Raw genomic sequence first — 23,178 nt, forward strand, 5'->3', positions numbered from 1 at the left:
GGTCCAGAACGACAGAGGAGCCCGATGACCCCGCCCCCCATCTCCAGACGCGCCCTTCTCGGCGGTACGGCAGGCGCCGCGGCGCTGCTGGCCCTGCCACCGGGCATGCGCGCGGCGCTGGCCGCCCCGGTCCGGCCAGGCTCGCTGCAGGACGTCGAGCACGTGGTGATCTTCATGCAGGAGAACCGCGCCTTCGACCACTACTTCGGAACGCTCCAGGGCGTGCGCGGCTTCGGCGACAGGGCAGCCGTCAGAGGCGTCAACGGCCGCTCGATCTTCCACCAGCCCGACCCCACCAGGGCCGAGGGCTACACGCTGCCGTTCGCGATGAACGCCGCCCACACCAGGGCCTACCGGTCGGGCGCACCAGCCTTCGGCTACGTCGACACCCTGCCCCTGTGGAACGAGGGGCTCGGCGACGGCTACGTGACCAGACGTGGCAGCGGCTGGCTCGGCCAGGGCTTCTACGAGCCCGCCGACATGCCGTTCTACAACGCGCTCGCCTCGCTGTTCACGATCTGCGACCAGTACCACGCCTCGGTGCAGTGCAACACCAACACCAACCGCGACCACTTCATGACGGGCACCAGCGGCGGCACGGTCCGCGACCTGCCCGTCACCAACAACAGCTACATCCCGGGCGGGTACGAGTGGACCACCTACCCCGAACGGCTGCAGGCCGCGGGCGTCAGCTGGAAGACCTACCAGGCCAAGGACAACTACGACGACAACGCCCTCGCCTGGTTCGCCCCCTTCCAGAAGGCCAGGCCGGGCGAGCCGCTCCATGACAGGGGCATGGCCAGGGTCGGAACCACGGGCGACGGTCACGCGATGGGCGACGCGCTGGTGCGGGCCTTCGCCGCGGACGTCGCCTCGGGCGCGCTGCCGCAGGTGTCGTGGATCGTCGCCCCCGAGGCGCTGTCCGAGCACGCCAGCTGGGCGCCGCCGGACGGCGAGCACCTGACCGCCAGGCTCATGAACGCGGTCGCCGAACACCCCGAGGTGTGGGCCAGGACCGTCTTCATCCTCAACTACGACGAGCACGGCGGCTTCTTCGACCATTGCCTGCCGCCGGTGCCGCCGCCTGGCGCGGGGAGGGGAGCCAGCACGGTCTCCACGGACGGCGAGCTGGTCATGCGCGTGGCCAAGGGGTCGAGCGGCTACTTCAGGGTCGTCAACCACGAGGGCCGTTACAAGGTCGACGGCGCGTGGTCCGACACGCTGCCCGACGGCGAGAGCGTGATCTCAGGCCCCCACACCATGGGCCTGGGCGTAAGGGTGCCGATGATCGTGGTCTCGCCGTGGACCAGGGGCGGGGTGGTCGACTCGACCGTCTACGACCACACCTCGACGCTGCGCTTCCTCGAGCGGCGCTTCGGCGTCGCCGAACCCAACATCAGCCCGTGGCGCAGGGCCGTCACAGGCGACCTGATGTCGGTGTTCGACTTCTCGGGCCAGGATCCCGTGTGGCCGAGGGTCCCCGACACCTCGGGCAACAGGCAGAAGGTCGTCGACTCGGAGAAGCGGCCCTCACCTTCCGTGCCCAGCCCCCAGGTCTTCCCCCGGCAGCAGCGGGGGACGAGGACGCAGCGGCCGCTGCCGTACCGGCTGGCCGTGACGCCCGCCGTCGAGGCGGGGAAGGTCACGCTGACCTTCGCCAACTCGGGGACGCTCGCGGCGGTCTTCCACGTCTATCCCGAACCGGGCGTGCTGCCGCGCTTCTACACCGTCGAGCCCGGCAGGTCGCTGTCCGACGGCTGGGAGTTCGGCGAGAGCGGCTACGACCTGCGCGTCCACGGGCCCAACGGGTACCTGTGGCACTTCAGGGGCGGACGCTCGGAGGGCGTCGACGTCACCTTCGAAGGGCCACGGCGCATCGAGGTGCGCAACAGGGACAAGACGCGGCGCACCGTCCTCGTCGGAGACCTGGCGTACGGCGCGGGCGTGCACGAGGAGCGCGTCCAGGGGCACGCCAAGCGCACATTCCGGCTGGAGGAGCCCGCCGAAGGCTGGTACGACCTCGCGGTCGGCGTCTCCGACGACCCCTTCTTCCTGCGTCGCCACGCAGGCAAGGTGCCCGGCGACGGCCAGGGCGTCACCGACCCCGCGATGGGGCTGCCCGACGCGCTGACCGCCGCGCTCAGGCTCGCGCCGGCGTCCACGACGATCGACGAGCCAGGCGTACGGCCGGGCAGGCCCACCACCGTGACGCTCACCCTGACGGCCGTCGAGGCCGTCTCGCAGGTCGAGGCGCGGTTGCGGGTGCCGGAGGGATGGACGGCGACGCCCTCGCAGGCCGTACCAGAGACGCTGGAAGCGGGCGCGAGCGCGCAGGCGACCTGGGAGGTCACCGCCCCCGCGACCCTGACGGACACCACACCCCTGCGCCTGCTGGCGGTGATACGGGGACGCACGCCTTCCAGGTACGTCCTGGCCGAGGGCGAGGTGGCGGCCCGCGTGTTCACCTCGCCGACAGGCCACCTCCTCGGCGAGGACTTCGAGTCGCTGGAGCCCAGGCTCGGACCCTCGCTCGACAGGCCGGCCGCCGCCGGCCTGGTCGGCTGGACGGCCGCCGCACCCGAGGGCTGGAGCGTGGTGAACGCGCCGACCATGCCGCAGGGCACGCGCGACCTGCAGGGCTGGACGTTCATGACCAAGCGCATGTGGGCGACGGGCGGCCAGGAGCGCGCCGACTTCTCTCGCGGCCTCGGCGTCCTGGCCGTGGCCGACCCCGACGACTGGGACGACAAGGGATCCCCCTCGTCCAAGGGCAGGTTCGACTCCACGCTGGTCTCACCCCCTGTGCCGATCCCCTCGGGCGCGACGACCCTCTACCTGGGCTTCGAGTCGCACTACCGGCAGGAGAGCCCCCAGCAGGCCAGCGTCACGGCGCTCTTCAGCACGGGGGAGGAGGTGCGGCTGCTGCTGTACGGCAGCGCCGCCTCAGGCACCGACAACGCGGGCGCGGACGCCAAGAACCGCCTGGTGACGAAGGAGATCGCCGTTCCCTCGGGCGCCACCTCTGTCACCCTCAGGTTCCGCGTGTTCGACGCGGGCAACAACTGGTACTGGGCGATCGACAACGTCCGCCTGGACGTGAAGCCCATCCGCTGACCCCGGCGGGGGAGGCCATGGGCGGCCTCCCCACTCCGGCCCTGGCTACGGGATGAAACCGCCGCGCGCGATTCCCAGCGCGACCCCGACGAACGAGGCCACGATCCCGACGATGTTGAGTGTCCGCTCGGCCGTCGTCGCCGAGACGTACTGCGAATAGAGGCCGCCGCCGAATCCCAGCGCCCCCACCCACGAGGCGACCACATGGCCCCCGGGGAAGAAGGTGGCCGCGAAGGCGACCAGACCGCACAGCAGCGTTCCGATGGACAGCAGGTTCTCGACCGGATGCGAGCGGCCGTCGCTGTTGAGCGTCAGCCTGAACCTCTCGCGCTCGGCGGGACGAAGCACATGTGGCATGGCTTACCACCCCCTCATCACGTAGAGGAGTTCCCATCCATGAGCGGCTGGTAACCTGTACAGGCTGCGTTGTGCTGGGTCAACCCCGCCGCCGGGTCGCCGAAAGGGGCGCTTCGGCGAAAACGTCAGCGTCCTCCTGTCACGGCAGAGTGTCGTGACCGCAAAAGTCCAGAGGAGGTTGGAGTCCATCATGCGTCGTTACGAAGTAATGGTGATCCTGGACCCTTCGCTCGATGAGCGCACTGTGGCGCCGTCCCTCGACCAGTTCCTCGCCGTCGTCCGCAATGACGGTGGCACCGTGGAGAAGGTCGACGTGTGGGGCCGCCGCCGGCTCGCCTACGACATCGAGAAGAAGTCGGAAGGCATCTACGCCGTCATCGACCTGTCCGCCGAGCCGGCCACGGTCAAGGAACTCGACCGCCAGATGAACCTCAACGAGGGCATCATGCGGACCAAGGTTCTCCGCCCGGACGTGCACTAGGCGGCTCGTTCCCCCGGCTTTCTGTCGGGGGCGCGCCGTAGTCTGAGCCGTAACCAAGAGTCGAGGAAGGGCCCCAGCCATGGCAGCAGGCGACACCGTCATCACCATCGTCGGCAATCTTGTCAACGATCCTGAGCTGCGCTTCACCCCCACGGGGCAAGCTGTGGCCCAGTTCCGCGTCGCGTCCACTCCGCGGTTCATGGACCGCCAGACCAACGAGTGGAAAGACGGCGAAAGCCTCTTCCTGACCTGCAACGTGTGGCGGCAGGCGGCCGAGAACGTCGCCGAGTCGCTGACGCGCGGCATGCGCGTCATCGTGCAGGGACGGCTCAAGCAGCGGTCTTACGAGACCAAGGAAGGCGAGAAGCGCACGGTCTATGAGGTCGAGGTCGATGAGATCGGCCCGTCCCTGCGCAACGCCACGGCCAAGGTCAACCGCACCACCCGTCAGGGCGGCGGCGGTGGCGGCGGCTTCGGCGGCGGCCCCGCCGACGACCCGTGGGCCTCTGCCTCGCCCGCCCCGCCCCAGGGCGGCGGCTTCGGTGGCGGCGGCGGCGGTTACGGCGGCGGCAACCAGGGTGGCGGCTTCGGCGGCCAGCCCCAGGGCGGCGGCGGTTTCGGCGGCGGCGGCGGAGACTTCAGCGACGAGCCTCCCTTCTAGTCTGAAGGGCCCGTTCGCGGGCCCCTCACCGGTCAGGTCGCGAGGCCTGACCACCTGTCAACAAGCCCGAGTCCATTCCCGCTTCACGGCGGGGCTCTGAAAGGAGCACCACGATGGCTAAGCCGGCACTGCGCAAGCCCAAGAAGAAGGTTTGCCTGTTCTGCCACGACAAGATCTCCTACGTCGACTACAAGGACACGGCGCTGCTTCGGAAGTTCATCTCCGACCGCGGCAAGATCCGTGCGCGCCGGGTGACGGGCAACTGCACCCAGCACCAGCGCGACGTGGCGACCGCGATCAAGAACGCCCGTGAGGTGGCTCTGCTGCCCTACACGAGCACCGCGCGCTAAGGAGGACTTGCGACATGAAGCTCATCCTCACCACCGAGGTCTCCGGCCTCGGCGCCCCCGGCGACATCGTCGAGGTCAAGGACGGCTACGGCCGCAACTACCTCGTGCCCCGTGGCTACGCGATCCTCTGGACCCGTGGCGGCGAGAAGCAGATCGCTTCGATCAAGAAGGCGCGCGACGCCCGCGAGATCCGCGACCTGGGCACTGCCAAGGAAGTCGCCGGCCAGCTCGGCGCTCTGAAGGTGAAGCTGACCACGCGCGCCGGCGAGTCCGGCCGTCTGTTCGGCTCCATCACCACCGCTGACATCGCCGACGCGGTCAAGAAGGCCGGTGGCCCGGTCCTCGACCGTCGTCGCATCGAGATCGTCAACGCGATCAAGAGCGTCGGCTCCCACAAGGTCAGCGTCAAGCTGCACCCCGAGGTCTCCGCCAACGTCGACGTCGAAGTCGTCGCCGGCTGACGGTCCCCTTCGGGTCAGGCCCCCACGTCCCCAGGACGCGGGGGCCTTTCCCTTTACCTGGCCTTCGCGCCTTCGCGCCTTCGCGCCTTCGCGCCTTCGCGCCTTCGCGCCTTCGCGCCTTCGCGCCTTCGCGCCTTCGCGCCTTCGCGCCTTCGCGCCTTATCGATCTCTGGCCCTCTTCGGCGAACCCCGGCGCACGCAGGTCCCCGGCCTCCGCCGACCCCGTCGGCCCTCTCGACCCCGACTTCTCGACTCCCCGCCCTCTGGAGTCCGCGTCTCCATCGGCCTTTCCTCATTTCGGACCCGTCGCCCCCGGACCCGTCGCCCCCGGACCCGTCGCCCCCGGACCCGTCGCCCCCGGACCCGTCGCCCCCGGGCCTCGGCTCACTCGGCTTCCGGGGTCCACTGGCCTCTTGTCTCCTTCGTCCGGGGGTTTCGTCGCGCCTGCGTTCCCCTCGGTCCGGGCCTTCTCGCCCCGTCGATCTGGCCCCGTCGACCCGGTACGCCGTCGAGTCCGCGTTCTTCGATCGGCGTCTTCGGGGGCTTGGCTTGCTCGGTTTCTTGGTCTGCTCGGCGCTTGTCTCTTTGGTCCGGGGGTTTCCTGGCGCCTGCGTTCCTCTCGGTCCGGGGCTTCTTGGCCTGCCGATCTGGCCTCTGTCGATTCGGGACGTTGTCGAGTCCGCGTTCTTCGATCGGCGTCTTCGGGGGCTTGGCTTGCTCGGTTTCTGGGTCCGCTCGGCGCTTGTCTCTTTCGTTCGCGGGTTCCGTCGTGCCTGCGTCCCCCTTGGGTCGCTGCCTCGGTCCTGGCTCCATGGCTTCCGGGCCCGCTCGGCACCCAGCTTTCGCACCTCCCGCCTGTCCGTGGGGTCCTGTCTGACGTGACGGTGTGGGTGGGCGGCGGGAAGGGGTGTTCCGGGTATATGGGTCGGGGCTGTACCTCTATTTGAGGCGCGTACAATTTGCACGTTCATCTAGGTAAAACGTGGAGGCTCGCCCATGGTCCGCCCTTCGATGCTGCTCGCGCTTGGAGCGCTGGCTATGGCCGCCGTGGCGTGTGCGCCCGCCGACAACACCGCGAGCACCGCCGCGCCCAGCGCGGCCCCCTCCACCGCCTGCACCAAGGACCAGCTCAAGCTCGTCACCCAGGGCAAGCTGACCATCGGCACCGACAAGCCCGCCTACGCGCCGTGGTTCAAGGACGAGGACCCCTCCAACGGCCAGGGCTTCGAGAGCGCGGTCGCCTTCGCCGTGGCGGGGGAGATGGGCTTCGACCGCGACGAGGTGCAGTGGTCGACGGTGAAGTTCGACTCCGCCTACGCGCCGGGTCCCAAGCAGTTCGACTTCGACATCAACCAGGTCTCCATCACCCCGGCCCGCGCCAAGGCGGTGGACTTCAGCAAGGGCTACTACACGGTCAAGCAGGCCGTGGTGGCGGTCGAGGGGTCGAAGTTCGCCGGAGCCACCGACCTGGCCTCGCTGAAGGAGGCGAAGATCGGTGTCCAGGTGGGCACGACCTCGCTGACCGCCGTGAAGGAGGTCGTCAAGCCGTCGGTCGAGCCGAACGTCTACAACGAGCAGATCGACGCGGTCAACGCGCTGAAGAACAAGCAGGTCGACGCCGTCGTGGTGGACCTGCCGACGGCGTTCTACGTGACGGCCGCCCAGGTGGAGAACTCCAAGATCGTCGGTCAGTTCGCCGCCACGTCCGGAACCCCCGAGGAGTTCGGGCTGGTCATGGGCAAGGGCAGCGCGCTCAAGCCGTGTGTCGACAAGGCCGTCGAGACGCTGAAGTCCAAGGGTGAGCTGGCGAAGATCGAGCAGCAGTGGCTCGGTTCCGCCGCGGGCGCTCCCGAGCTCAAGTAACGGCCGCCGCTCCCGATCGTGCCGCGGCGAGTCGCAGCACGGTCGGGAGGCCGGGACCCGTCGGTGGAACCGACGGGTTCGGCCATGCACGGCATGGACACCGAAGGTGAAGTAGGCCGATGACGAGCCAAACCGCGACCGAGTGGGTCAAGAGTGATCGCCAGGTCGAGCGGGAGCGGGTCCGCAGGACGCGGGCCCCGCCGTTCGGCGTCCGTCGCGACGGTCTCGACGATCGTCTTCCTCGTCCTTCTCGTCTGGGGCGTGACGAACTCTCCCGGCTGGGCCAGCGTCAAGGAGACGTTCTTCAACTGGGACGAGTTCGTCGGCGCGCTGCCCGACGTGCTCAGCGGCTTCCTGCTCAACGTGAAGATCTTCCTGATCGCCGAGCCGCTGATCCTGATCGTCGGCCTGCTCGTGGCGCTGGCGCGCGGGCTCAAGGCGCCGATCTTCTTTCCGCTGCGGGCGCTGGCCACGGCGTACACCGACATCTTCCGTGGCGTGCCGACGATCCTGGTGATCTACCTGATCGGGTTCGGGCTGCCCGCGCTGCAGCTGCAGGGTGTGCCGAGCGACCTGGCGACGCTGGGGATCATCGCGCTGACCCTGTCGTACGGCGCGTACGTCGCCGAGGTGATCAGGTCGGGCATCGACTCGGTCCACCCGAGCCAGGTGGCGGCGGCCAGGTCGTTGGGGTTGAGCCACGGGAAGACCATGAGGTTCGTGGTGCTTCCTCAGGCGCTGCGCAGGGTGGTGCCGCCGCTGCTGAACGACTTCGTCTCGCTGCAGAAGGACACCGCGCTGGTGGCCACGATCGGGCCGCTCGAGGCGCTGAGGCAGGCGCAGATCCACGCGGCCTCCAGCTTCAACTACACGCCCTACCTGGTGGCGGCGTTGCTGTTCATCCTGCTGACGATCCCGCTGGCGCGTTTCACCGACTATCTGGCGGCCAGGTCGCAGAGACGGCGCGGGCAGTGATGGCGGCCGCGACGGGCGAGGGCGTCGACCTGGCCGTACGGCGCCGCCCGCGGCTGCGCCGTAGCGGCCGTCAGCCGGGGGCGCACGAGGAGCGTCCCCTGGACGGGCGGTCGGCGGTGACCGCGCAGGCGCGTGGGACGGCTTGCCGTACGGCACTGAAGAGAGCAGGTGTGGCGTGAGCGTGCTGACCGTCGACGGGGTCTGGAAGAACTACCACGGCCACCACGTGCTGCGGGGCATCGACCTCGAGGTCGACACCCACGAAGTCGTCTGTCTCATCGGCGCCTCGGGGTCGGGCAAGTCCACCCTGCTGCGGTGCGTGAACCTGCTGGAGACCGTGGACGACGGCGCGATCCTCCTGGACGGCAAGGAGATCACCGATCCCGGCGTGGACGTGGACGACGTGCGCAAGCGGATGGGCATCGTCTTCCAGGCGTTCAACCTCTTCCCGCACATGAGCGTGCTGGACAACATCACCCTCGCTCCTCGACAGGTGCACAAGGTGGCAAGGGGTGAGGCGGAGGAGCAGGCCAGGGAGCTGCTGGGGCGGTTCGGGCTGGCGGAGAAGGCGGGGGCCTACCCCGACCAGCTGTCGGGCGGGCAGCAGCAGCGGGTGGCCATCATCAGGGCGCTGGCGATGCAGCCCAGGCTGATGCTGCTGGACGAGGTCACCTCGGCGCTGGACCCCGCGCTGGTCACCGAGGTGCTCGGGATCATCAGGGAGCTCAAGCAGTCGGGGATGACGATGATCCTCACCACGCACGAGATGGGCTTCTGCCGCGACATCGCGGACACGGTGTGCTTCCTCGACGGGGGCGTGCTGCTGGAGCGCGGCACCCCCGAGCAGATCTTCTCCGACCCTCAGCACCCGAGGACGCGCGACTTCCTGCGCAGTGTGATCGAGGCGGGAAGGCTCTGACCACGCCTCAGCGGCGGTGCCGGCCGCCACGGGCCAGCTCCGCGGCGAACGCGCTGCGCCGCCTGCCGTACGCGAGGTAGACCAGCAGCCCCACCGCCATCCACGCGGTGAACCACCCCCAGGTCTGCACCCGCAGGTTGATCATGAGCCACAGCGTGGCCAGCACCGACAGCGCGGGGATCAGCGGTGACAGCGGCACCGTGAACTCCCTGGGCGCGGACGGCATCGTGCGGCGCGCCACGACCACGCCGACCGACACCATGAGGAACGCGAACAGCGTGCCGATCACGACCAGCTGCTCCAGCATGAGCACGGGCGCCAGCTGGGCCAGCAGGATCGCGACCGTCCCGATCACCAGCGTCACCCTGGAGGGGGTGTGGTAGCGGCGGCTGAGCCTGCCGAGTCCGCGGGGGAGCAGGCCGTCGCGGGCCATGGCGTACACGATTCGCGTCTGTCCTGCGATCAGCACCAGGATCACGGTCGTCAGGCCGAGGACCGCGCCGACGTTGATGACGTGCACCATCACGTGCTCGCCGAGCGTCTCGAAGGCCGCCGTCAGCGGCGCCTGCTGGGCGATCCGCGTGTACGGCACCATGCCCACCATCACCACGGCCGTGGCGATGTAGAGCACCGTGGCGATCGCCAGACTCCTGATCATTCCCTGCGGTACGGCCCGCGGCGCCTCGACCGTCTCCTCCGAAGCCGTGGCGACGAGGTCGAACCCGACGTACGCGAAGGCGATGGCCGGAGCCGCCGCGAACACGCCGAACCACCCGAAGCTCCCCGTGGGCCCCAGGAACAGCCCGAGCACGGTGTCGGCCGGCCCCGAGGACGGCTGGGCGGGCGCGATGAACCCGCCGAGGTTGGCGGCGTCGAAGTGTGTCGCGCCGACCACGATCACCGCCCCGATGGCCAGCAGCTTGGCCACGACGATCACCCAGAGAGCCCGCAGTCCGATGCGCGCGCTGAGCGCCACCGTGGCCGTCAGCGTGGCCAGCACGAAGGCCGCCAGCGCCCCCTGCGGGATCGCCTGACCGAAGCCGAGGTCGGCGAGGGTCTGGGTGGCGTAGAGGGCCCATACCCGTGCCACGACCGCCGCCGCCAGCTGCGTCTCCAGGATCAGCGCCCAGCCGACGACCCACGCCCATACCTCGCCGAAGATGACGTAGGCGAAGGTGTAGGCGCTGCCGGAGGCGGGGATCGCGGAGGCCAGCTCGGCGTAGCACAGGGCCGCCAGCATGCATGCGATTCCCGCGATCATGAAGGAGAGGATCACGCCGGGCCCCGCGGTGGTGGCGGCCTGCCGTCCCGCCATGCTGAAGATGCCCGCGCCGATCATCACGCCGAGGCCGAGCACGACCAGATCGGCAGGCCGGTAGAGCCGGTGGAGGCTGTGCCTGGCACCGGTACGGAGGCCGATCGCGTCGGCGAGGGGAAGGCGGCGCACGTCGATGGCCCAATCCCTAGGGAGGCTCCACCGTGCACGTCGTGGACCGTGCCAGGCAAGCACGGACCGGTTGACGACTGGTCACCCTCCGGTAACTAGCCACCGGGTGCCGTACGCCCTGAGCCCGAGCGTGAGCAGCCTGGCGATCATCCACACGCCCAGCGCCAGCCACAGGACCACGAGACCGTCGGCCACGAGAGCGACCGGCAGGTAGGCGACGGTGGTCCACACCCCCGCCCACGCGAGGTAGCGCTGGTCGCCCGCGCCGATCAGCACGCCGTCGAGCACGAAGACGACGCCGGAGATCGGCTGGAAGAGCGCCACCACCCACAGCACGTCGAGCAGTTCCCCCGTCACGTGGGGATCGGCGTCGAAGACGCCGGGGAAGAAGGGGCGTCCCGCCACGACCAGCACCCCGAGCACGACACCCGACCACACGCCCCACCAGACCATGCGCCTGGTGGCCTCCCTGGTGCCGTCGGCGTCGCCCGCTCCGAGCGAGCGTCCCGTGATGGCCTGGCCCGCGATCGCGATGGCGTCGAGGCCGAGGGCGAGCAGGGTCCACAGCTGGGTGGCGATGGCATGGGCGGCCAGTTCGGCGGTGCCCATCCTGGTCGCCACGGCGGTCGCGACGAGCAGCACGATGCGCAGGCAGACGGTCCTGATCAGGAGGGCGACGCTGGCCGTGCCCGCCTGCCCGATGCCGGCGAGGTCGGGCGTGAGCGGCACCCCCGCCTGCCGCGCGCCCCCGACGACCACCCACAGGTAGACGGCCGCGCCGAGGGTCTGCGCCAGGACGGTGCCCCAGGCCGAGCCCGCGATGCCCCAGTGCAGGCCCAGCACGAACCAGGCGTTGAGCAGCGCGTTCAGCGCGAAGGAGCCGACCGCCACGACGAGCGGGGTCCTGGTGTCCTGCATGCCGCGCAGCACGCCGGTGCCGGCCAGCACGACGAGCATGCCCGGCGTGCCCAGCAGGCTGATGCGCAGGTAGGTGACGGCGTCGGCGGACTGCGCCGCGGTCGCGCCGAACAGGTCCACGATCGCCGGGGACAGCGGCCAGCCCACCACGATCAGCGCGACGCCGATCCCGAACGCCAGCCAGAGGCCGTCGACGCCGCTGCGCATCGCCCGTTCGGGGTGTCCGGCGCCGATCTGCCTGGCCACCGAGGCGGTGGTGCCGTAGGCGAGGAACACGCAGAGGTAGACCAACGTGGACAGGACGGTCCCCGCCACGCCGAGCGCGCCCACCGCCGAGGTGCCGAGCCCGTGGCCCACGATCGCGTAGTCGGCGATCAGGAAGAGCGGCTCGGCGACCAGCGCGCCGAGCGCCGGGAGCGCCAGTCGGAGAATCTCCCTGTCCCGGCTAGTAATGAGCATTTAGCCATTATGCCCCTTACCTCCCGATCCTTCGGCCTGTCGCGCCAACTTTCTTTCCTCCACAGCTGGTGGACAATATCTCCGCAGGTCAGAGCGTGTTTCCACAGCAAGCTGCCGAGTTATCCCCAGGCTCGTCCACAGCACTCGCGCACCATCCACCGGTTCCTGCACAGCTTGCCCCCAGGGTTGTCCACAGGCTGCGTTGCCGTACCGTCTAACGACGGGCGAAACTGTCAGCCCGGTCGACTACAAGTGGGGGTGGTGCGACCGCCTGCTAGGTGTGTTCGAGGGGGCGCGGTAACCGATGGAAGACGAAGAGCCGGGCGGCGGCGGCCCAGGATTCGAGCGCACCCCACCCAGCAACATCGAGGCGGAGCAGTCCGTTCTCGGCGGCATGCTGCTGTCGAAGGACGCCATCGCCGACGTCGTCGAACTCATCCGATCCGACGACTTCTACCGCCCAGCCCACCAGATGATCTACGAGGTCATCACCGACCTGTACGGCAGGGGCGAGCCCGCCGACGCCGTCACCGTCTTCGACGAGCTGCAGAAGCGCGGCGAGATGGCCAGGGTCGGTGGCGCGGCCTACCTCCACACCCTCACGGCCGTCGTCCCCACCGCGGCCAACGCCGGCTACTACGCCAAGATCGTCCGTGAGCAGGCCATCCTCCGCCGCCTCATCGAGGCCGGCACCCGCATCGTCTCCTTCGGCTACGGCGGGCAGAACGAAGAGGTCGACGACCTGGTCGACCGCGCCCAGGCCGAGATCTACAAGGTCACCGAGCGCCGCACCTCCGAGGACTACGCGCCGCTGTCCGACATCATGCCCGGCGCCCTCGACGAGCTCGAGGCGATCGGCTCCCGCGGCGGCCAGATGGTCGGCGTCCCCACCGGCTTCCAGGACCTCGACTCCCTCACCAACGGCCTCCACCCCGGCCAGATGATCGTGGTGGCCGCGCGCCCGGCGATTGGCAAGTCAACCCTCGGACTCGATTTTGCGAGGTCGGCGGCCATCAAGCATGGGATGACCACGGTCATCTTCTCGCTGGAGATGTCGCGTAACGAGATCACCATGCGTCTGCTGTCGGCCGAGGCGCGCGTGGCGCTGCATTCGATGCGTTCGGGCCTGATGAACGACGACGACTGGACCCGCCTCGCGCGCAGGATGAGCGAGGTGGCCGAGGCGCCGCTGTTCATCGACGACTCGCCCAACATGTCGATGATGGAGATCCGCGCCAAGTGCCGTCGCCTGAAGCAGCGCAACGACCTGCGCTTCGTGGTCATCGACTACCTCCAGCTGATGAGCTCGCCGAAGAAGACCGAGTCCAGGCAGAACGAGGTCTCGGAGATCTCGCGTTCGATCAAGCTGCTCGCCAAGGAGCTCGAGGTCCCTGTCATCGCGATCTCCCAGCTCAACCGAGGTCCCGAACAGCGCACCGACAAGCGGCCTGCGGTCAGCGACCTGCGCGAGTCGGGCTCGATCGAGCAGGACGCCGACATGGTCATCCTGCTCCACCGCGAGGACGCCTACGAGCGCGAGTCGCCCAGGGCGGGTGAGGCCGACCTGATCGTGGCCAAGCACCGTAACGGTCCCACCGCGACCGTGACCGTGGCCTTCCAGGGCCACTACAGCCGCTTCGTGGACATGGCCCAGCACTAGGAAGGCCGAGCGCGCCGGCAGGAAGGGCGCGGCGCGTCGGCCGACACGACCCTGCCGGGCTCCATCGCCGGCCTGCCGGCAGCGCCCGGACCCTGGTGCCGGTCACCTCGATCGGACGGTCGTCGTCACCCCGCACCGCGAGAGAACCAAGCAGCGGCGCGCGCACCCGGCCGGCCTGCCGGGCCCGGCCGTCCAGGGTCATCGCGAGCGGTTCCGGCTAGATTGTGGACGTTGGCTGGCTTCTTCCTGGGTGGTGCCTTGGCAGACGAGATCCGTGGTGTGCTGTTCGACATCGACGACACCCTCTTCGACTACACCAGCTCGGAGCGGACCGGTCTGCTCGGGCATCTGGCGGCCGAGGGCCTGCTGGAGAGCTTCTCCTCGCCCGAGGAGGCGGTGGCGCTCTGGCGGGGGATCATGGAGGAGGAGTACACCAGGTTCCTGCGGGGCGAGCTGTCCTTCGAGGAGCAGCGGATGGTCAGGGTCAGGCGCTTCCTCGGGAGGGCGATCCCCGACCAGGAGGCGTGGTTCGGGCGCTACTCGGCCCTGGTGACCCAGGCGTGGGCGGCCTTCCCCGACGCCGCTCCCGTGCTGGAGGCGCTCGCGCCGCACTTCAAACTGGGCGTGGTGTCCAACTCCTCGCTCCAGCACCAGCGCACCAAGCTGACCACGCTCGGCCTGCTCGACCACTTCGGCGAGGCGATCGTGTGCTCCCACGAGTACGGCAGGGCCAAGCCGCACCCCGAGATCTTCCTGGCCGGCTGCGAGCTGCTGGGCCTGCCGCCCGGTCAGGTCGCCTACGTGGGGGACAAGTACGACGTCGACGCGCTCGGCGCCCGTGCCGCGGGGTTGCGCGCGTTCTGGCTCGACAGGACCGGTGGCTCCGCCGTCCAGGAGGAGGGGGTGACGGTGATCGGCTCTCTCGAGGAGCTGGTGGCGGCGCTCAGCCCTGGTAGATCCACTGGCGATAGGGCGGGATGAGCTCCTCGAAGACGGCGATGACCTCGGCGGCGGCCTGGGCCAGTTCCTCGGGACCCGGGGGGGTAGAGGGCTCGAGCGCGTGCCTGACGACGAAGGCCAGCGCGTCGGCCTTGGCCCGCACGTCCAGCTCGGCGGCCTGCGGATCGAGGGCGTCGACGAGGTAGAAGCCGCTGTTGAGCGCGCTCATCGCGTAGGTGAGGTGGGGCACGTCGTCGCGGAGCAGGCCGTGGCCGACCAGCAGCTCGAACATCCGCTTGGTGGCCAGCAGCTCCTGGCTGCGCAGCGGCCTGTCGGCCAGCAGGCCCTGCAGCGCCCTGGTGTCGCCGGTGACCAACGTCTGCAGCACCGGCCTGGCGTGGACGTCCACGAAGGAGAACGACAGCAGGCGGTGGGGCAGCACGGTCGCGGGGTCGCGGCGCAGTTCGGCCAGGAGGCTCTCGAGGTAGGCGATGGCCTCCCGCAGCAGCAGCGCGTCGAAGAGCTGCTGCTTGGTCCGCCAGTGCAGGTAGACGGTGCCCTTGCCGATGCCGGCGCGCTGGGCGATGTCCTCGATCGTCACCTTGCGGTAGCCGAGCCGCACCAGGAGCGCGGCGGCGGCGTCAAGGATGCGGTCGGCGCGCTCCACAGGCCCTCCTCGTGACCGATCTGGTCGATCAGTCACATTACCCGGAAGGCGAAGTAGGTGGCCTGGGCCCGCCTCGTGCGAGCGCGTCGTGTGACGCAGCAGACAGCGAGGTCAGGAATCCCCGCTGATCATCCCAGCGCTACACGCGATAGGTAAAGCGAAGGGAATCGGGACCATGACGTACCTCATCGCCTACGACGGCTCAGCCGACTCGCGCCACGCGATCGAGTTCGCCGCCAAGCATCTCGCCGCGGAGCCCACCGTGATCGTCACGGTATGGGAGCCGCTGCTCGTGCAGCTCGCCAGGCACGGCGCCGCGGCCGCCGCGGCGATCGTGAACGAGGAGCCCGAGGAGTACAGGGCCCAGGCGGAGGCGAACGCCAAGGAGGGCGCGGAGCTGGCGCTCGCCTCGGGTCTCACCGACGTCGGCTACCGCGCGGTCGCCGACAGGAGCTCGATCTGGCAGGCGATCGTCGACCTCGCGGACGAGCTCGACGCCTCGCTGGTCATCACCGGCTCACGCGGTCTCGCGGGCGTGCGCTCGGTGCTGCTCGGCAGCGTCAGCAACCACGTGCTGCACCACGCGCGCCGTCCGACACTGATCGTTCCTCCTGGCGAGTGACGCACGAGGGGGGCCGCAGGTGGGTGTCGATGCGCCTGGCCCCCGGCCCCTCCTCGCCGAGCTGGTCACGCGGGTTGGCCAGCACGCACCTGTCGAGCGACAGGCAGCCGCAGCCGATGCAGTCGGTCAGGTCGTCGCGCAGCCGTAGCAACTGCTCGATGCGGTCGTCCAGCTCCGTGCGCCACGTGGCGGAAAGGCGCGCCCAGTCGGCGCGGGTCGGGGTGCGGCCCTCCGGCAGCTCGGCCAGGGCGTCCTTGATGGTCTTCAACGGGATGCCGATGCGCTGGGCCAGCCGGACGAAGGCCACCCTGCGGAGAGTGTCGCGGCTGTAGCGGCGCTGGTTACCGGTGGTGCGGCGGCTGGTGATCAGGCCCTTGGCCTCGTAGAAGTGCAGCGCCGAGACCGCGACGCCGCTGCGCTCGGACAGCTGCCCCACGGTCAGCTCCTTCGCGTTCCACGGTGCCGTCATGGCGTCACCGGGCGGAAGTGCGTCACCAGTGTGCCCGCGTCGGCGTCGAAGAGGTGCAGGGCGAAGGCGGGCGGCAGGTCGTAGTCGACGATCACGGTCGCGCCGCTCTCCGTCGGGGTCACCAGCGTGGAGACGACGCCCGGCGCCACGATCAGCGGTCGGCCCGCGAAGGTGGTGGCGACGGCGGTGTGGGCGTGGCCCACGAAGACGGCGACGACCTGCGGATGCCGGTCGAGCAGCGCGGCCAGCCGTTCGGGCTCCTGGAGGCGGATCTCGTCGACGTACGGCACGCCCAGCGGCACGGCGGGGTGGTGCATGCCGACGAAGGCGGGCACCTCGGGCCGCTCCGACAGCACCTCGTCCAGCCAGGCGATGGTCTCGTCGGACAGGTGGCCGTCGTCCCTGCCGGGGATGCTGGAGTCGGCCAGCGCGATCGTCGCGCCATCGAGCCGCAGCACCTGGTTGGCCGGGCCGATGATCTTCTCGAACTCGGGGACCCTGTCGTGGTTGCCCGGGCAGATGATCAGAGGGATGGGCGAGCGCAGCAGGTCGCGCGCCGTTTCGTACTCCTCGACGAGCGCGTGGTCGGCGATGTCGCCGGTGACCAGGATCGCGTCCAGCTGCCCTGGAAAGGAGAGGAGGTGGCGCATGACCAGGCGGGTGCGTTCGACGCTCTGGTCGGAGCCACCGATGTGGGTGTCACTGATGTGCGCGTATACCTGCATCTTTCCAAGCTTAAAGGTACGGCTAGCATCGGCACGTGGACACGATTAGAGCCGAGTTCGAACTCCTCGACGAGCGCTTCTCCGGTATCGGCGGCGACGAGCGGATAGAGATCCTCTACACGGGAACGCGCTGGGCGGAGGGTCCGTGCTACTTCCCCGCCGGCCGCTATCTCGTCTGGAGCGACATCCCCAATGACAGGATGCTGCGCTGGGACGAGCTGACGGGGAACGTCGGCCCCTTCCGCCGGCCGTCCGGCTACGTCAACGGCAACACCCGCGACGCGCAGGGCCGCCTGATCTCCTGCGAGCAGGGCAACCGCAGGGTCACCCGCACCGAGCACGACGGCTCGATCACCGTGATCGCCGACCGCTGGGAGGGCAGGCGGCTCAACAGCCCCAACGACGCGGTCGTGAAGTCGGACGGGTCGATCTGGTTCACCGACCCGCCGTACGGCATCACCACCGACTACGAGGGGCAGCGGGCCGAGCAGGAGATCGACGGCTGCCATGTCTACCGCGCCGATCCCGTCACGGGCGAGGTCCGCAAGGTGACCGACGACTTCGAGCGCCCCAACGGCCTGGCCTTCTCCGCCGACGAGAGCCTGCTGTACGTCGTCGACACCCGCCGCAAGCACCTGCGCGCCTTCGACGTGCACGCCGACGGCACGCTGTCGGGAGGCAAGGTGCTGGCGGAGGGAACCTCCGACGGCATCAGGCTCGACGACGCGGGCCGCATCTGGGCCGCGGGCGATGGCGGCGTGCTCTGCTTCGACCCCGACGGCACGCTCATCGGCAGGCTGCCGATCCCCGAGAAGGTCGCGAACCTGACCTTCGGAGGGCTCAAGGGCAACTGGCTGTTCATCGCCGCCTCCACCTCGCTCTACGCGCTGATGACCAACGTGCGGGGCCTTACTCCCAGCGGAACACCCTGACGGCGAGCCCGCCGAAGACCACCAGCCCGGCCGCGAGCACCAGCAGGTGCGGCAGCTGCGGCGCCTGGCCCGCCCAGGTGGCGCTCAGCGCCTGGGCGAAGGGTCCGGCCACCGAGTAGTCGCCGATCACGCGCACGACCTCCGGCAGGTACTCCCTCGGCACCCACATCCCCGCCACGAACATCAGCGGGAACATCGCCGCGGACCCGATGATCGGCGCGCTCTTGCCGTTGGGCGCCACGGCGGCGATCACCAGCCCCATCGCCATGAGCGCCGCCGAGCCGAGCAGGAACACCAGCACGAAGCCCGCCACGTTGCGCGGGACGCCGGGCCCGAAGGCGACCAGCAACGTCGTGGCCACGATCCCGACCACCAGGTTGATCACGAGCTGGACGGTCAGCATGCGCAGCGGCGAGACCGGCGTGGTGGACATCCTGCGCAGCACGCCCTGCTCCCTGTAGGCGGCCAGCACGCCGGGCAGGACGCTGAACGACAGCGTCAGCGCCGACAGCATGACCATCAGGGCGGGGAAGGCGGGCCCTGCCACCTTGCCGAGGAACTGCAGCAGCAACAGCGGCAGCCCGATCGCGAACAGCAAGTACCACCCGTCGCGCAGGTGGAGCTTGGCCTCGACGAGCAGAAGCTTGCTCATGACAGCTTCCTTCCTGTCAGTGCGAGGAAGACGTCCTCGAGCGTCGCCTGCTCGATGCGCAGGTCAGTGGGGACGATCTGGTGCTCGGCCAGCGCCAGCGTGACCGCGGGCGCCAGGTTGCCCCTGCCGGTGACCGTGAGCTGCTCGCCGTTCCGACGCACCCCTGTCACCTCGGGTACGGCGAGCAGCATCGCGTCCTCGACCGGAGCCGAGGGCCTGAACCTGACCCGCTGCGACTCCTCCACCTGGCCGATCAGCGCGCTGGGCGCGTCCATGGCGACGACCCGGCCCGAGGAGATCAGCGCGACCCTGTCGCACAGCCGCTCTGCCTCCTCCATGAAGTGGGTGACCAGCACGATCGTGACCCCGTCCGCGCGGATCTGCTCGATCAGGTCCCAGGTGTCCCTTCGGGCCTGCGGGTCGAGGCCGGTCGTCAGCTCGTCGAGGATGGCCACGCGCGGCTTGCCGACGAGGGCGAGCGCGACCGACAGCCGCTGCTTCTGGCCGCCCGAGAGGTTGGTGAAGCGGGTGTCGCGTTTGTCGGCCAGGCCCACCCGCTCCATCAGCGCACGCCAGTCGGCGGGGTCGCGGTAGAAGGAGGCGAACAGGTCCAGCGCCTCCCACACCTTGATCTTCTCGGGCAACTGGGCGCTCTGCAGCTGGACACCGAGCAGGTGCTTGGCCTCCAGCGGCGTCCTGCCGCCGACGGTGATCGTGCCGCTCGTGGGGGTGCGCAGCCCCGCGACGCACTCCACCGTGGTCGTCTTGCCGGCTCCGTTGGGGCCGAGGACGCCGAAGATCTCGCCCTCGTCGACGGCGAACGAGACATCGTCCACCGCCACCTGGTCGCGATAGCGCTTGTGGAGGTTCGTGACCTCTATGACCTTCATGGCCATCACGGTAGGAAGTCGCTAATCAGCGGATAAGACGGCTAGATGCCCGGCAATGGTGTACCTAGGTGCAGTACCCGAGGGCGGCGACATCGCTCAGACTGGAGGACATGCTGCGCAGAAGCCTCTGGTTGCTCGCGCTCGTGGTCGTCGAGGTGCCGCTGGTGCTGCTGTCGGCCCTCGTGCTGCTGGGCTCCTTCACCGTGGGACTGGTCCCGTTCTTCCCGCCCTGCGTGGCGCTGGTCAGGCGCGTGACGCGGCGGACGAGAAAGCTGATGGGCATCGCCGCGCCCTACCATCCTCAGCCGCCGCCTCCCGTGCCGCAGGCCGACGGCTGGTACCGCTCGGATCGCACGCTCTACAAGACGCCCAGGATCCCCGCGTGGAACGACAGGTGGAAGTGGCTGTTCGGCGACCCCGCGACCTGGCGCGACTTTCTGTGGCTGCTGCTCGACCCGGTGGTGAAGCTGGTGCTGGCCGTACCGCTGCTGGTACTGCCCGGGCACGCGCAGCGGGTCTACGGATACTGGGCGGCGTTGCTGCTCGGGCCGACGGCCAAGAGCGAGCTCGCGGGGCAGGTGCGCAAACTGTCGGAGTCGCGCACGCTGACCGTGGACTCCCAGGCGGCCGAGATGCGCAGGATCGAGCGCGACCTGCACGACGGCGTGCAGGCCAGGCTGGTCGCGCTCGGCATGACGCTCGGCGCGGTCGAGGAGCTGGTCGGAACCGACCCTGCGGCGGCTGTGGCGCTGCTGGCCAAGGCGCGTGAGGCCTCCGCGGAGACGCTGGTCGAGCTGCGCGGTGTCGTGCGCGGCATCCACCCGCCCGTGCTGGCCGAGCGCGGGCTCGGTGACGCGGTGAAGGCGCTGGCACTGGACAGCCCGCTGCGCACCAACGTCGAGGTGGATCTGCCCGTCAGGCTGCAGACGCCCGTCGAGACCGCGTTGTACTTCGCCATCAGCGAGTTGCTGTCCAACGCCGCGAAGCACTCGGGCGCCGACAACGTCATCGTCGACATCAGCCACACCGAGCGCGACGTGGCCGTGATGGTCTGGGACGACGGCGGGGGCGGCGCCGACCCCTCGCGCGGCAGCGGGCTGGACGGCATCGAGCGCAGGCTCGCCGCCTTCGACGGCGTGCTCGCCCTGTCGAGCCCGCAGGGCGGTCCCACGACCGTGGCGATGTCGGTGCCGAAGGTGCTGCCCGAGGAGTACGGCAAGAAGAAGAACCCGATGCCCAGATGGCAGGCGGCCGTCGTGGTGTTCTGCTGGTCGCTCTCCTGGCTTCCGCTCTTCCCCCAGGGTCTGGTCGCGGGGGTGTTCAAGACGATCGGGTTCGAGCACAGGAGCTGGTTCCTCGCCCTGTACCTTCCTGACTTCTGGCAGTGGCCGGCCATCGTCGGAATGGTGTCGCTCGGCATGCTGATGTACGGCGTGGCCCTGTACCTGCCGATGCGGCATTCGCGTGAACGCTGGATCGCCGAGGCCTCCCCCCGCCGCCCCTGGTTCAGCCGATGCTGAACCGCGTGTTGATCGCCGAAGATCTCTACCTGCTCAGGGAAGGACTGGTCCATCTGCTCCAGGCCCACGGCTTCACGGTCGTGGCCGCCGTCGACGACGGACCCTCGCTGGAGCGGGCCCTGATCGAGCTGCGCCCCGACGTCTCGGTGGTGGACGTACGGCTGCCGCCCACCTTCACCGACGAGGGGCTGCAGGCCGCACTGTCGGCGAGGAAGCAGATTCCCGGGCTGCCGATCCTGGTGCTGTCGCAGCACGTGGAGCAGCTCTACGCCAGGGAGCTGCTGGCCGACGGCTCGGGCGCGGTCGGCTACCTGCTCAAGGACAGGGTCTTCAACGCCTCGCAGTTCGTCGACGCGGTGCGCAGGGTCGCCGAGGGCGGCACCGCCATGGATCCCGAGGTCATCGCCAAGCTGCTGGCCAGCAACGCCAGGCACGAGCCGCTCGGCAGGCTGACGCCGCGCGAGCGCGAGGTGCTGGGCGCGATGGCCGAGGGCAGGTCGAACGCGGCCATCGCCCAGCGCCTCCACCTGAGCGAGAGCGCCGTGGCCAAGCACACGGCCGCCATCTTCACCAAGCTGGATCTGGCGCCCTCCGACGACGACAACCGCAGGGTGCTGGCCGTCCTGGCCTATCTCAACGCCGCGCGCCGCTGAGCCGCCGCGCGCCGCTGAGCCGCCGCGCGCCGCTGAGCCGCCGTGCCTGCGACAGGCCGGTGGCGTCCTTCCGCACGAATTCGGACACGCACCGTCAGCTTTGTCGGTCGCGCAGGCTACCGTTTGGTGAGAAACCGGCGACGAAGGGATGGCTCAGGTGAAGTTCCGGGTTAACCGCGATGTGCTGGCCGACGCGGTGGCGTGGGCTGCCCGAGTTCTCCCCACCCGCCCTGCCGCTCCCGTGCTCTCCGGCCTGCTCCTCGAGGCGGGGGAGGAGCTCACCCTGTCCGCGTTCGACTACGACGTCTCCGCCCAGGCGCGCGTCGAGGCCGAGGTCGACGAGCCAGGCAAGGTGCTGATCCCCGGCAGGCTGCTCGCCGAGATCAGCCGCAGCCTGCCCCAGGAGCCGGTGCAGATCGTCACCGACGGCGCCGAGGCCGTGCTGACCTGCGGGAGCGCCGAGTTCGGCCTGGTGACGATGCCGGTCGAAGACTTCCCCACGATGCCCCAGATGCCGCCCGCCGTCGGCGCCGTGGGCGGCGGCGTGTTCGCGTCCGCGGTGGGCCAGGTGGCGCCGGCCGCCAGCCGCGACGACACCCTGCCGATGCTGACCGGCATCAGGGTCGACATCGCCGGTGACGCGGTGACCATGGCCGCCACCGACCGCTACCGCATCGGCGCCCGCGACTTCACCTGGCGTCCCTCGCAGCCCGACCTCAACGTCTCGGCGATGGTGCCCGCCAAGGTGCTGGTCGAGGTGGCCAAGTCGCTGCGCGGCGGCGAGGTGTCCATCGCCATGGGCGACGGCGTGGCGGGCTTCGAGAGCGTCGGCAGGAGCACCACGGTCAGGCTGCTCGACGAGCAGTTCATCGACTACCGCGCCAGGCTGGCCGGCGACTGGCCGCTGCGCGCCGACGTGCGGGTCGGCCCGTTCGTCGATGCCATCAAGCGCGTGGCGCTGGTCGCCGAGCGCAACACCCGCGTCAAGCTCTCCTTCGCCCAGGGCCAGGTCCTCATCCAGGCGGGCGGGGGAGACGTGGGCAGGGGCGCCGAGGTCGTCGAGTGCGACCTGCGGGGCGACGACATCCAGATCGCCTTCCAGTCGCAGTTCCTGCTCGACGGGCTGACGGGCGTCGACACGGAGTTCGCCCGCGTCAACATGGAGTCCCCGACCCGTCCGGCGCTGATCACCGACGTTCCCGGCGACGCCGCTCCGGCCTTCCACTACCTCGTCATGTCCCTGCGCATCGTCTGATCCCCGACCCTGTACGGCAGGCCACCCCAGCCCCACCCATGGCACGGGGCCGGCGTCCCTCCAGGGATACGCTCACCGAGCCGACGTGGCCGGAGGCCGAAACGGCCCGTAACGCCCGAGCCGCTGAGCCATTCTGCGGGCGACGTAACGGTGGGAGGCCGAAGTCCCGCTGGAGTACGCGTGAAAGAC

Annotated in this window: 24 protein-coding genes; 16 read left to right on the forward strand and 8 right to left on the reverse strand. The window is 69.8% G+C overall.

Annotation, left to right across the window (positions count from 1 at the left end; genetic code table 11):
• The first annotated feature begins 24 nt into the window (after positions 1–24).
• On the forward strand, positions 25–3,114 hold the full coding sequence (locus FHR33_RS26990; RefSeq protein ID WP_183653223.1) for a phosphocholine-specific phospholipase C: 3,090 nt from the start codon (positions 25–27) through the stop codon (positions 3,112–3,114).
• Positions 3,115–3,159: 45 nt separating this feature from the next.
• Here FHR33_RS26990 and FHR33_RS26995 read toward each other — a convergent pair whose 3' ends face one another.
• On the reverse strand, positions 3,160–3,471 hold the full coding sequence (locus FHR33_RS26995) for a hypothetical protein (RefSeq protein WP_183653226.1): 312 nt from the start codon (positions 3,469–3,471) through the stop codon (positions 3,160–3,162).
• 190 nt (positions 3,472–3,661) lie between these two features.
• On the opposite strand from FHR33_RS26995, the gene rpsF reads away from it, so the two are divergent.
• The 8 genes from rpsF to FHR33_RS27040 all read left to right on the forward strand — a co-directional run bounded on the left by rpsF (position 3,662) and on the right by FHR33_RS27040 (position 9,181).
• A complete protein-coding gene (gene rpsF, locus FHR33_RS27000; RefSeq protein WP_183653229.1) occupies positions 3,662–3,952 on the forward strand; it encodes a 30S ribosomal protein S6 in 291 nt (96 codons plus the stop codon).
• Between the two features lie 79 nt (positions 3,953–4,031).
• Complete coding sequence (locus FHR33_RS27005) at positions 4,032–4,613, forward strand: single-stranded DNA-binding protein (protein WP_183653232.1); 582 nt, start codon at positions 4,032–4,034, stop codon at positions 4,611–4,613.
• Between the two features lie 113 nt (positions 4,614–4,726).
• Positions 4,727–4,963: a 30S ribosomal protein S18 gene (gene rpsR / locus FHR33_RS27010; RefSeq protein WP_020543048.1), complete on the forward strand. Its 237-nt coding sequence runs from the start codon at positions 4,727–4,729 to the stop codon at positions 4,961–4,963.
• A gap of 14 nt (positions 4,964–4,977) precedes the next feature.
• Complete coding sequence (gene rplI / locus FHR33_RS27015) at positions 4,978–5,424, forward strand: 50S ribosomal protein L9 (protein WP_183653235.1); 447 nt, start codon at positions 4,978–4,980, stop codon at positions 5,422–5,424.
• A gap of 996 nt (positions 5,425–6,420) precedes the next feature.
• Positions 6,421–7,287, forward strand: a complete 867-nt coding sequence (locus FHR33_RS27025) for an ABC transporter substrate-binding protein (RefSeq protein WP_183653238.1) — start codon at positions 6,421–6,423, stop codon at positions 7,285–7,287.
• Between the two features lie 261 nt (positions 7,288–7,548).
• A complete protein-coding gene (locus tag FHR33_RS27030; protein ID WP_312895738.1) occupies positions 7,549–8,262 on the forward strand; it encodes an amino acid ABC transporter permease in 714 nt (237 codons plus the stop codon).
• On the forward strand, positions 8,262–8,441 hold the full coding sequence (locus tag FHR33_RS27035; protein ID WP_183653241.1) for a hypothetical protein: 180 nt from the start codon (positions 8,262–8,264) through the stop codon (positions 8,439–8,441). The genes FHR33_RS27030 and FHR33_RS27035 overlap by 1 nt, the downstream gene beginning before the upstream one ends.
• On the forward strand, positions 8,438–9,181 hold the full coding sequence (locus FHR33_RS27040) for an amino acid ABC transporter ATP-binding protein (RefSeq protein ID WP_183653244.1): 744 nt from the start codon (positions 8,438–8,440) through the stop codon (positions 9,179–9,181). The genes FHR33_RS27035 and FHR33_RS27040 overlap by 4 nt, the downstream gene beginning before the upstream one ends.
• 7 nt (positions 9,182–9,188) lie before the next feature.
• Here the strand turns inward: FHR33_RS27040 and FHR33_RS27045 are convergent, their stop codons facing one another.
• A complete protein-coding gene (locus tag FHR33_RS27045) occupies positions 9,189–10,628 on the reverse strand; it encodes an APC family permease (RefSeq protein ID WP_183653247.1) in 1,440 nt (479 codons plus the stop codon).
• Between the two features lie 81 nt (positions 10,629–10,709).
• Positions 10,710–12,005, reverse strand: coding sequence for an MATE family efflux transporter (locus tag FHR33_RS27050; protein WP_183653250.1), 1,296 nt, complete (start codon positions 12,003–12,005; stop codon positions 10,710–10,712).
• A gap of 304 nt (positions 12,006–12,309) precedes the next feature.
• Here FHR33_RS27050 and dnaB point away from each other — a divergent pair, with 304 nt between their 5' ends.
• Together dnaB and FHR33_RS27060 are read left to right on the forward strand one after the other, a co-directional pair.
• Positions 12,310–13,665 carry a replicative DNA helicase gene (dnaB, locus tag FHR33_RS27055; protein ID WP_183653253.1) on the forward strand — a complete coding sequence of 452 codons (1,356 nt, stop codon included), beginning with the start codon at positions 12,310–12,312 and terminating at the stop codon, positions 13,663–13,665.
• 258 nt (positions 13,666–13,923) lie between these two features.
• The gene (locus FHR33_RS27060) at positions 13,924–14,646 is read left to right on the forward strand and encodes an HAD family hydrolase (protein ID WP_183653256.1); all 723 of its coding nucleotides are present in this window, start codon (positions 13,924–13,926) and stop codon (positions 14,644–14,646) included.
• Here FHR33_RS27060 and FHR33_RS27065 read toward each other — a convergent pair.
• Positions 14,609–15,271, reverse strand: coding sequence for a TetR/AcrR family transcriptional regulator (locus FHR33_RS27065; protein ID WP_221241264.1), 663 nt, complete (start codon positions 15,269–15,271; stop codon positions 14,609–14,611). The genes FHR33_RS27060 and FHR33_RS27065 overlap by 38 nt on opposite strands.
• Before the next feature lie 175 nt (positions 15,272–15,446).
• Between FHR33_RS27065 and FHR33_RS27070 the strand changes: the two genes are divergently transcribed.
• Positions 15,447–15,893 (forward strand): universal stress protein, encoded by a 447-nt coding sequence (locus tag FHR33_RS27070; RefSeq protein WP_183653261.1) that lies wholly within the window; start codon positions 15,447–15,449, stop codon positions 15,891–15,893.
• On the opposite strand, the gene soxR is transcribed toward FHR33_RS27070, so the two are convergent.
• Both soxR and FHR33_RS27080 read right to left on the reverse strand, forming a co-directional pair.
• Positions 15,832–16,362, reverse strand: coding sequence for a redox-sensitive transcriptional activator SoxR (gene soxR / locus FHR33_RS27075; protein ID WP_183653264.1), 531 nt, complete (start codon positions 16,360–16,362; stop codon positions 15,832–15,834). The genes FHR33_RS27070 and soxR overlap by 62 nt on opposite strands.
• The gene (locus tag FHR33_RS27080; protein WP_183653268.1) at positions 16,359–17,087 is read right to left on the reverse strand and encodes a metallophosphoesterase; all 729 of its coding nucleotides are present in this window, start codon (positions 17,085–17,087) and stop codon (positions 16,359–16,361) included. Before FHR33_RS27080 ends, soxR begins: the two co-directional genes overlap by 4 nt.
• 35 nt (positions 17,088–17,122) lie before the next feature.
• Between FHR33_RS27080 and FHR33_RS27085 the strand changes: the two genes are divergently transcribed.
• Positions 17,123–18,019: an SMP-30/gluconolactonase/LRE family protein gene (locus FHR33_RS27085; RefSeq protein WP_183653271.1), complete on the forward strand. Its 897-nt coding sequence runs from the start codon at positions 17,123–17,125 to the stop codon at positions 18,017–18,019.
• Here FHR33_RS27085 and FHR33_RS27090 read toward each other — a convergent pair.
• Both FHR33_RS27090 and FHR33_RS27095 read right to left on the reverse strand, forming a co-directional pair.
• Positions 17,997–18,671: an ABC transporter permease gene (locus tag FHR33_RS27090; RefSeq protein WP_183653274.1), complete on the reverse strand. Its 675-nt coding sequence runs from the start codon at positions 18,669–18,671 to the stop codon at positions 17,997–17,999. The two genes, FHR33_RS27085 and FHR33_RS27090, sit on opposite strands and share 23 nt — an antisense overlap.
• Positions 18,668–19,561: an ABC transporter ATP-binding protein gene (locus tag FHR33_RS27095; RefSeq protein ID WP_183653277.1), complete on the reverse strand. Its 894-nt coding sequence runs from the start codon at positions 19,559–19,561 to the stop codon at positions 18,668–18,670. The genes FHR33_RS27090 and FHR33_RS27095 overlap by 4 nt, the downstream gene beginning before the upstream one ends.
• Positions 19,562–19,671: 110 nt before the next feature.
• Here FHR33_RS27095 and FHR33_RS27100 point away from each other — a divergent pair, with 110 nt between their 5' ends.
• From FHR33_RS27100 to dnaN, 3 genes are all read left to right on the forward strand, one after another.
• Positions 19,672–21,081 (forward strand): sensor histidine kinase, encoded by a 1,410-nt coding sequence (locus FHR33_RS27100; RefSeq protein WP_183653280.1) that lies wholly within the window; start codon positions 19,672–19,674, stop codon positions 21,079–21,081.
• Positions 21,075–21,734: a response regulator gene (locus FHR33_RS27105; RefSeq protein ID WP_183653283.1), complete on the forward strand. Its 660-nt coding sequence runs from the start codon at positions 21,075–21,077 to the stop codon at positions 21,732–21,734. The genes FHR33_RS27100 and FHR33_RS27105 overlap by 7 nt, the downstream gene beginning before the upstream one ends.
• Before the next feature lie 157 nt (positions 21,735–21,891).
• On the forward strand, positions 21,892–22,989 hold the full coding sequence (gene dnaN, locus FHR33_RS27110; protein WP_183653288.1) for a DNA polymerase III subunit beta: 1,098 nt from the start codon (positions 21,892–21,894) through the stop codon (positions 22,987–22,989).
• Positions 22,990–23,178: the final 189 nt, after the last annotated feature.

Origin of the sequence: Nonomuraea dietziae (genome assembly GCF_014195505.1) — a bacterium.
Lineage (GTDB): Bacteria > Actinomycetota > Actinomycetes > Streptosporangiales > Streptosporangiaceae > Nonomuraea > Nonomuraea roseola.

Bases quoted from the DNA above. Each gene is read 5' to 3' on its own strand.
- rpsF (WP_183653229.1), top strand. From the start codon at position 3,662: ATGCGTCGTTACGAAGTAATGGTGATCCTGGACCCTTCGCTCGATGAG.
- rpsR (WP_020543048.1), top strand. From the start codon at position 4,727: ATGGCTAAGCCGGCACTGCGCAAGCCCAAGAAGAAGGTTTGCCTGTTC.
- FHR33_RS27005 (WP_183653232.1), top strand. From the start codon at position 4,032: ATGGCAGCAGGCGACACCGTCATCACCATCGTCGGCAATCTTGTCAAC.
- FHR33_RS27090 (WP_183653274.1), bottom strand. From the start codon at position 18,671: ATGAGCAAGCTTCTGCTCGTCGAGGCCAAGCTCCACCTGCGCGACGGG.
- FHR33_RS27100 (WP_183653280.1), top strand. From the start codon at position 19,672: ATGCTGCGCAGAAGCCTCTGGTTGCTCGCGCTCGTGGTCGTCGAGGTG.
- FHR33_RS26990 (WP_183653223.1), top strand. From the start codon at position 25: ATGACCCCGCCCCCCATCTCCAGACGCGCCCTTCTCGGCGGTACGGCA.
- rplI (WP_183653235.1), top strand. From the start codon at position 4,978: ATGAAGCTCATCCTCACCACCGAGGTCTCCGGCCTCGGCGCCCCCGGC.
- FHR33_RS27095 (WP_183653277.1), bottom strand. From the start codon at position 19,561: ATGAAGGTCATAGAGGTCACGAACCTCCACAAGCGCTATCGCGACCAG.
- FHR33_RS27035 (WP_183653241.1), top strand. From the start codon at position 8,262: ATGGCGGCCGCGACGGGCGAGGGCGTCGACCTGGCCGTACGGCGCCGC.
- FHR33_RS26995 (WP_183653226.1), bottom strand. From the start codon at position 3,471: ATGCCACATGTGCTTCGTCCCGCCGAGCGCGAGAGGTTCAGGCTGACG.
- FHR33_RS27050 (WP_183653250.1), bottom strand. From the start codon at position 12,005: ATGCTCATTACTAGCCGGGACAGGGAGATTCTCCGACTGGCGCTCCCG.
- FHR33_RS27025 (WP_183653238.1), top strand. From the start codon at position 6,421: ATGGTCCGCCCTTCGATGCTGCTCGCGCTTGGAGCGCTGGCTATGGCC.
- FHR33_RS27080 (WP_183653268.1), bottom strand. From the start codon at position 17,087: ATGCAGGTATACGCGCACATCAGTGACACCCACATCGGTGGCTCCGAC.
- dnaB (WP_183653253.1), top strand. From the start codon at position 12,310: ATGGAAGACGAAGAGCCGGGCGGCGGCGGCCCAGGATTCGAGCGCACC.
- FHR33_RS27105 (WP_183653283.1), top strand. From the start codon at position 21,075: ATGCTGAACCGCGTGTTGATCGCCGAAGATCTCTACCTGCTCAGGGAA.
- FHR33_RS27070 (WP_183653261.1), top strand. From the start codon at position 15,447: ATGACGTACCTCATCGCCTACGACGGCTCAGCCGACTCGCGCCACGCG.
- soxR (WP_183653264.1), bottom strand. From the start codon at position 16,362: ATGACGGCACCGTGGAACGCGAAGGAGCTGACCGTGGGGCAGCTGTCC.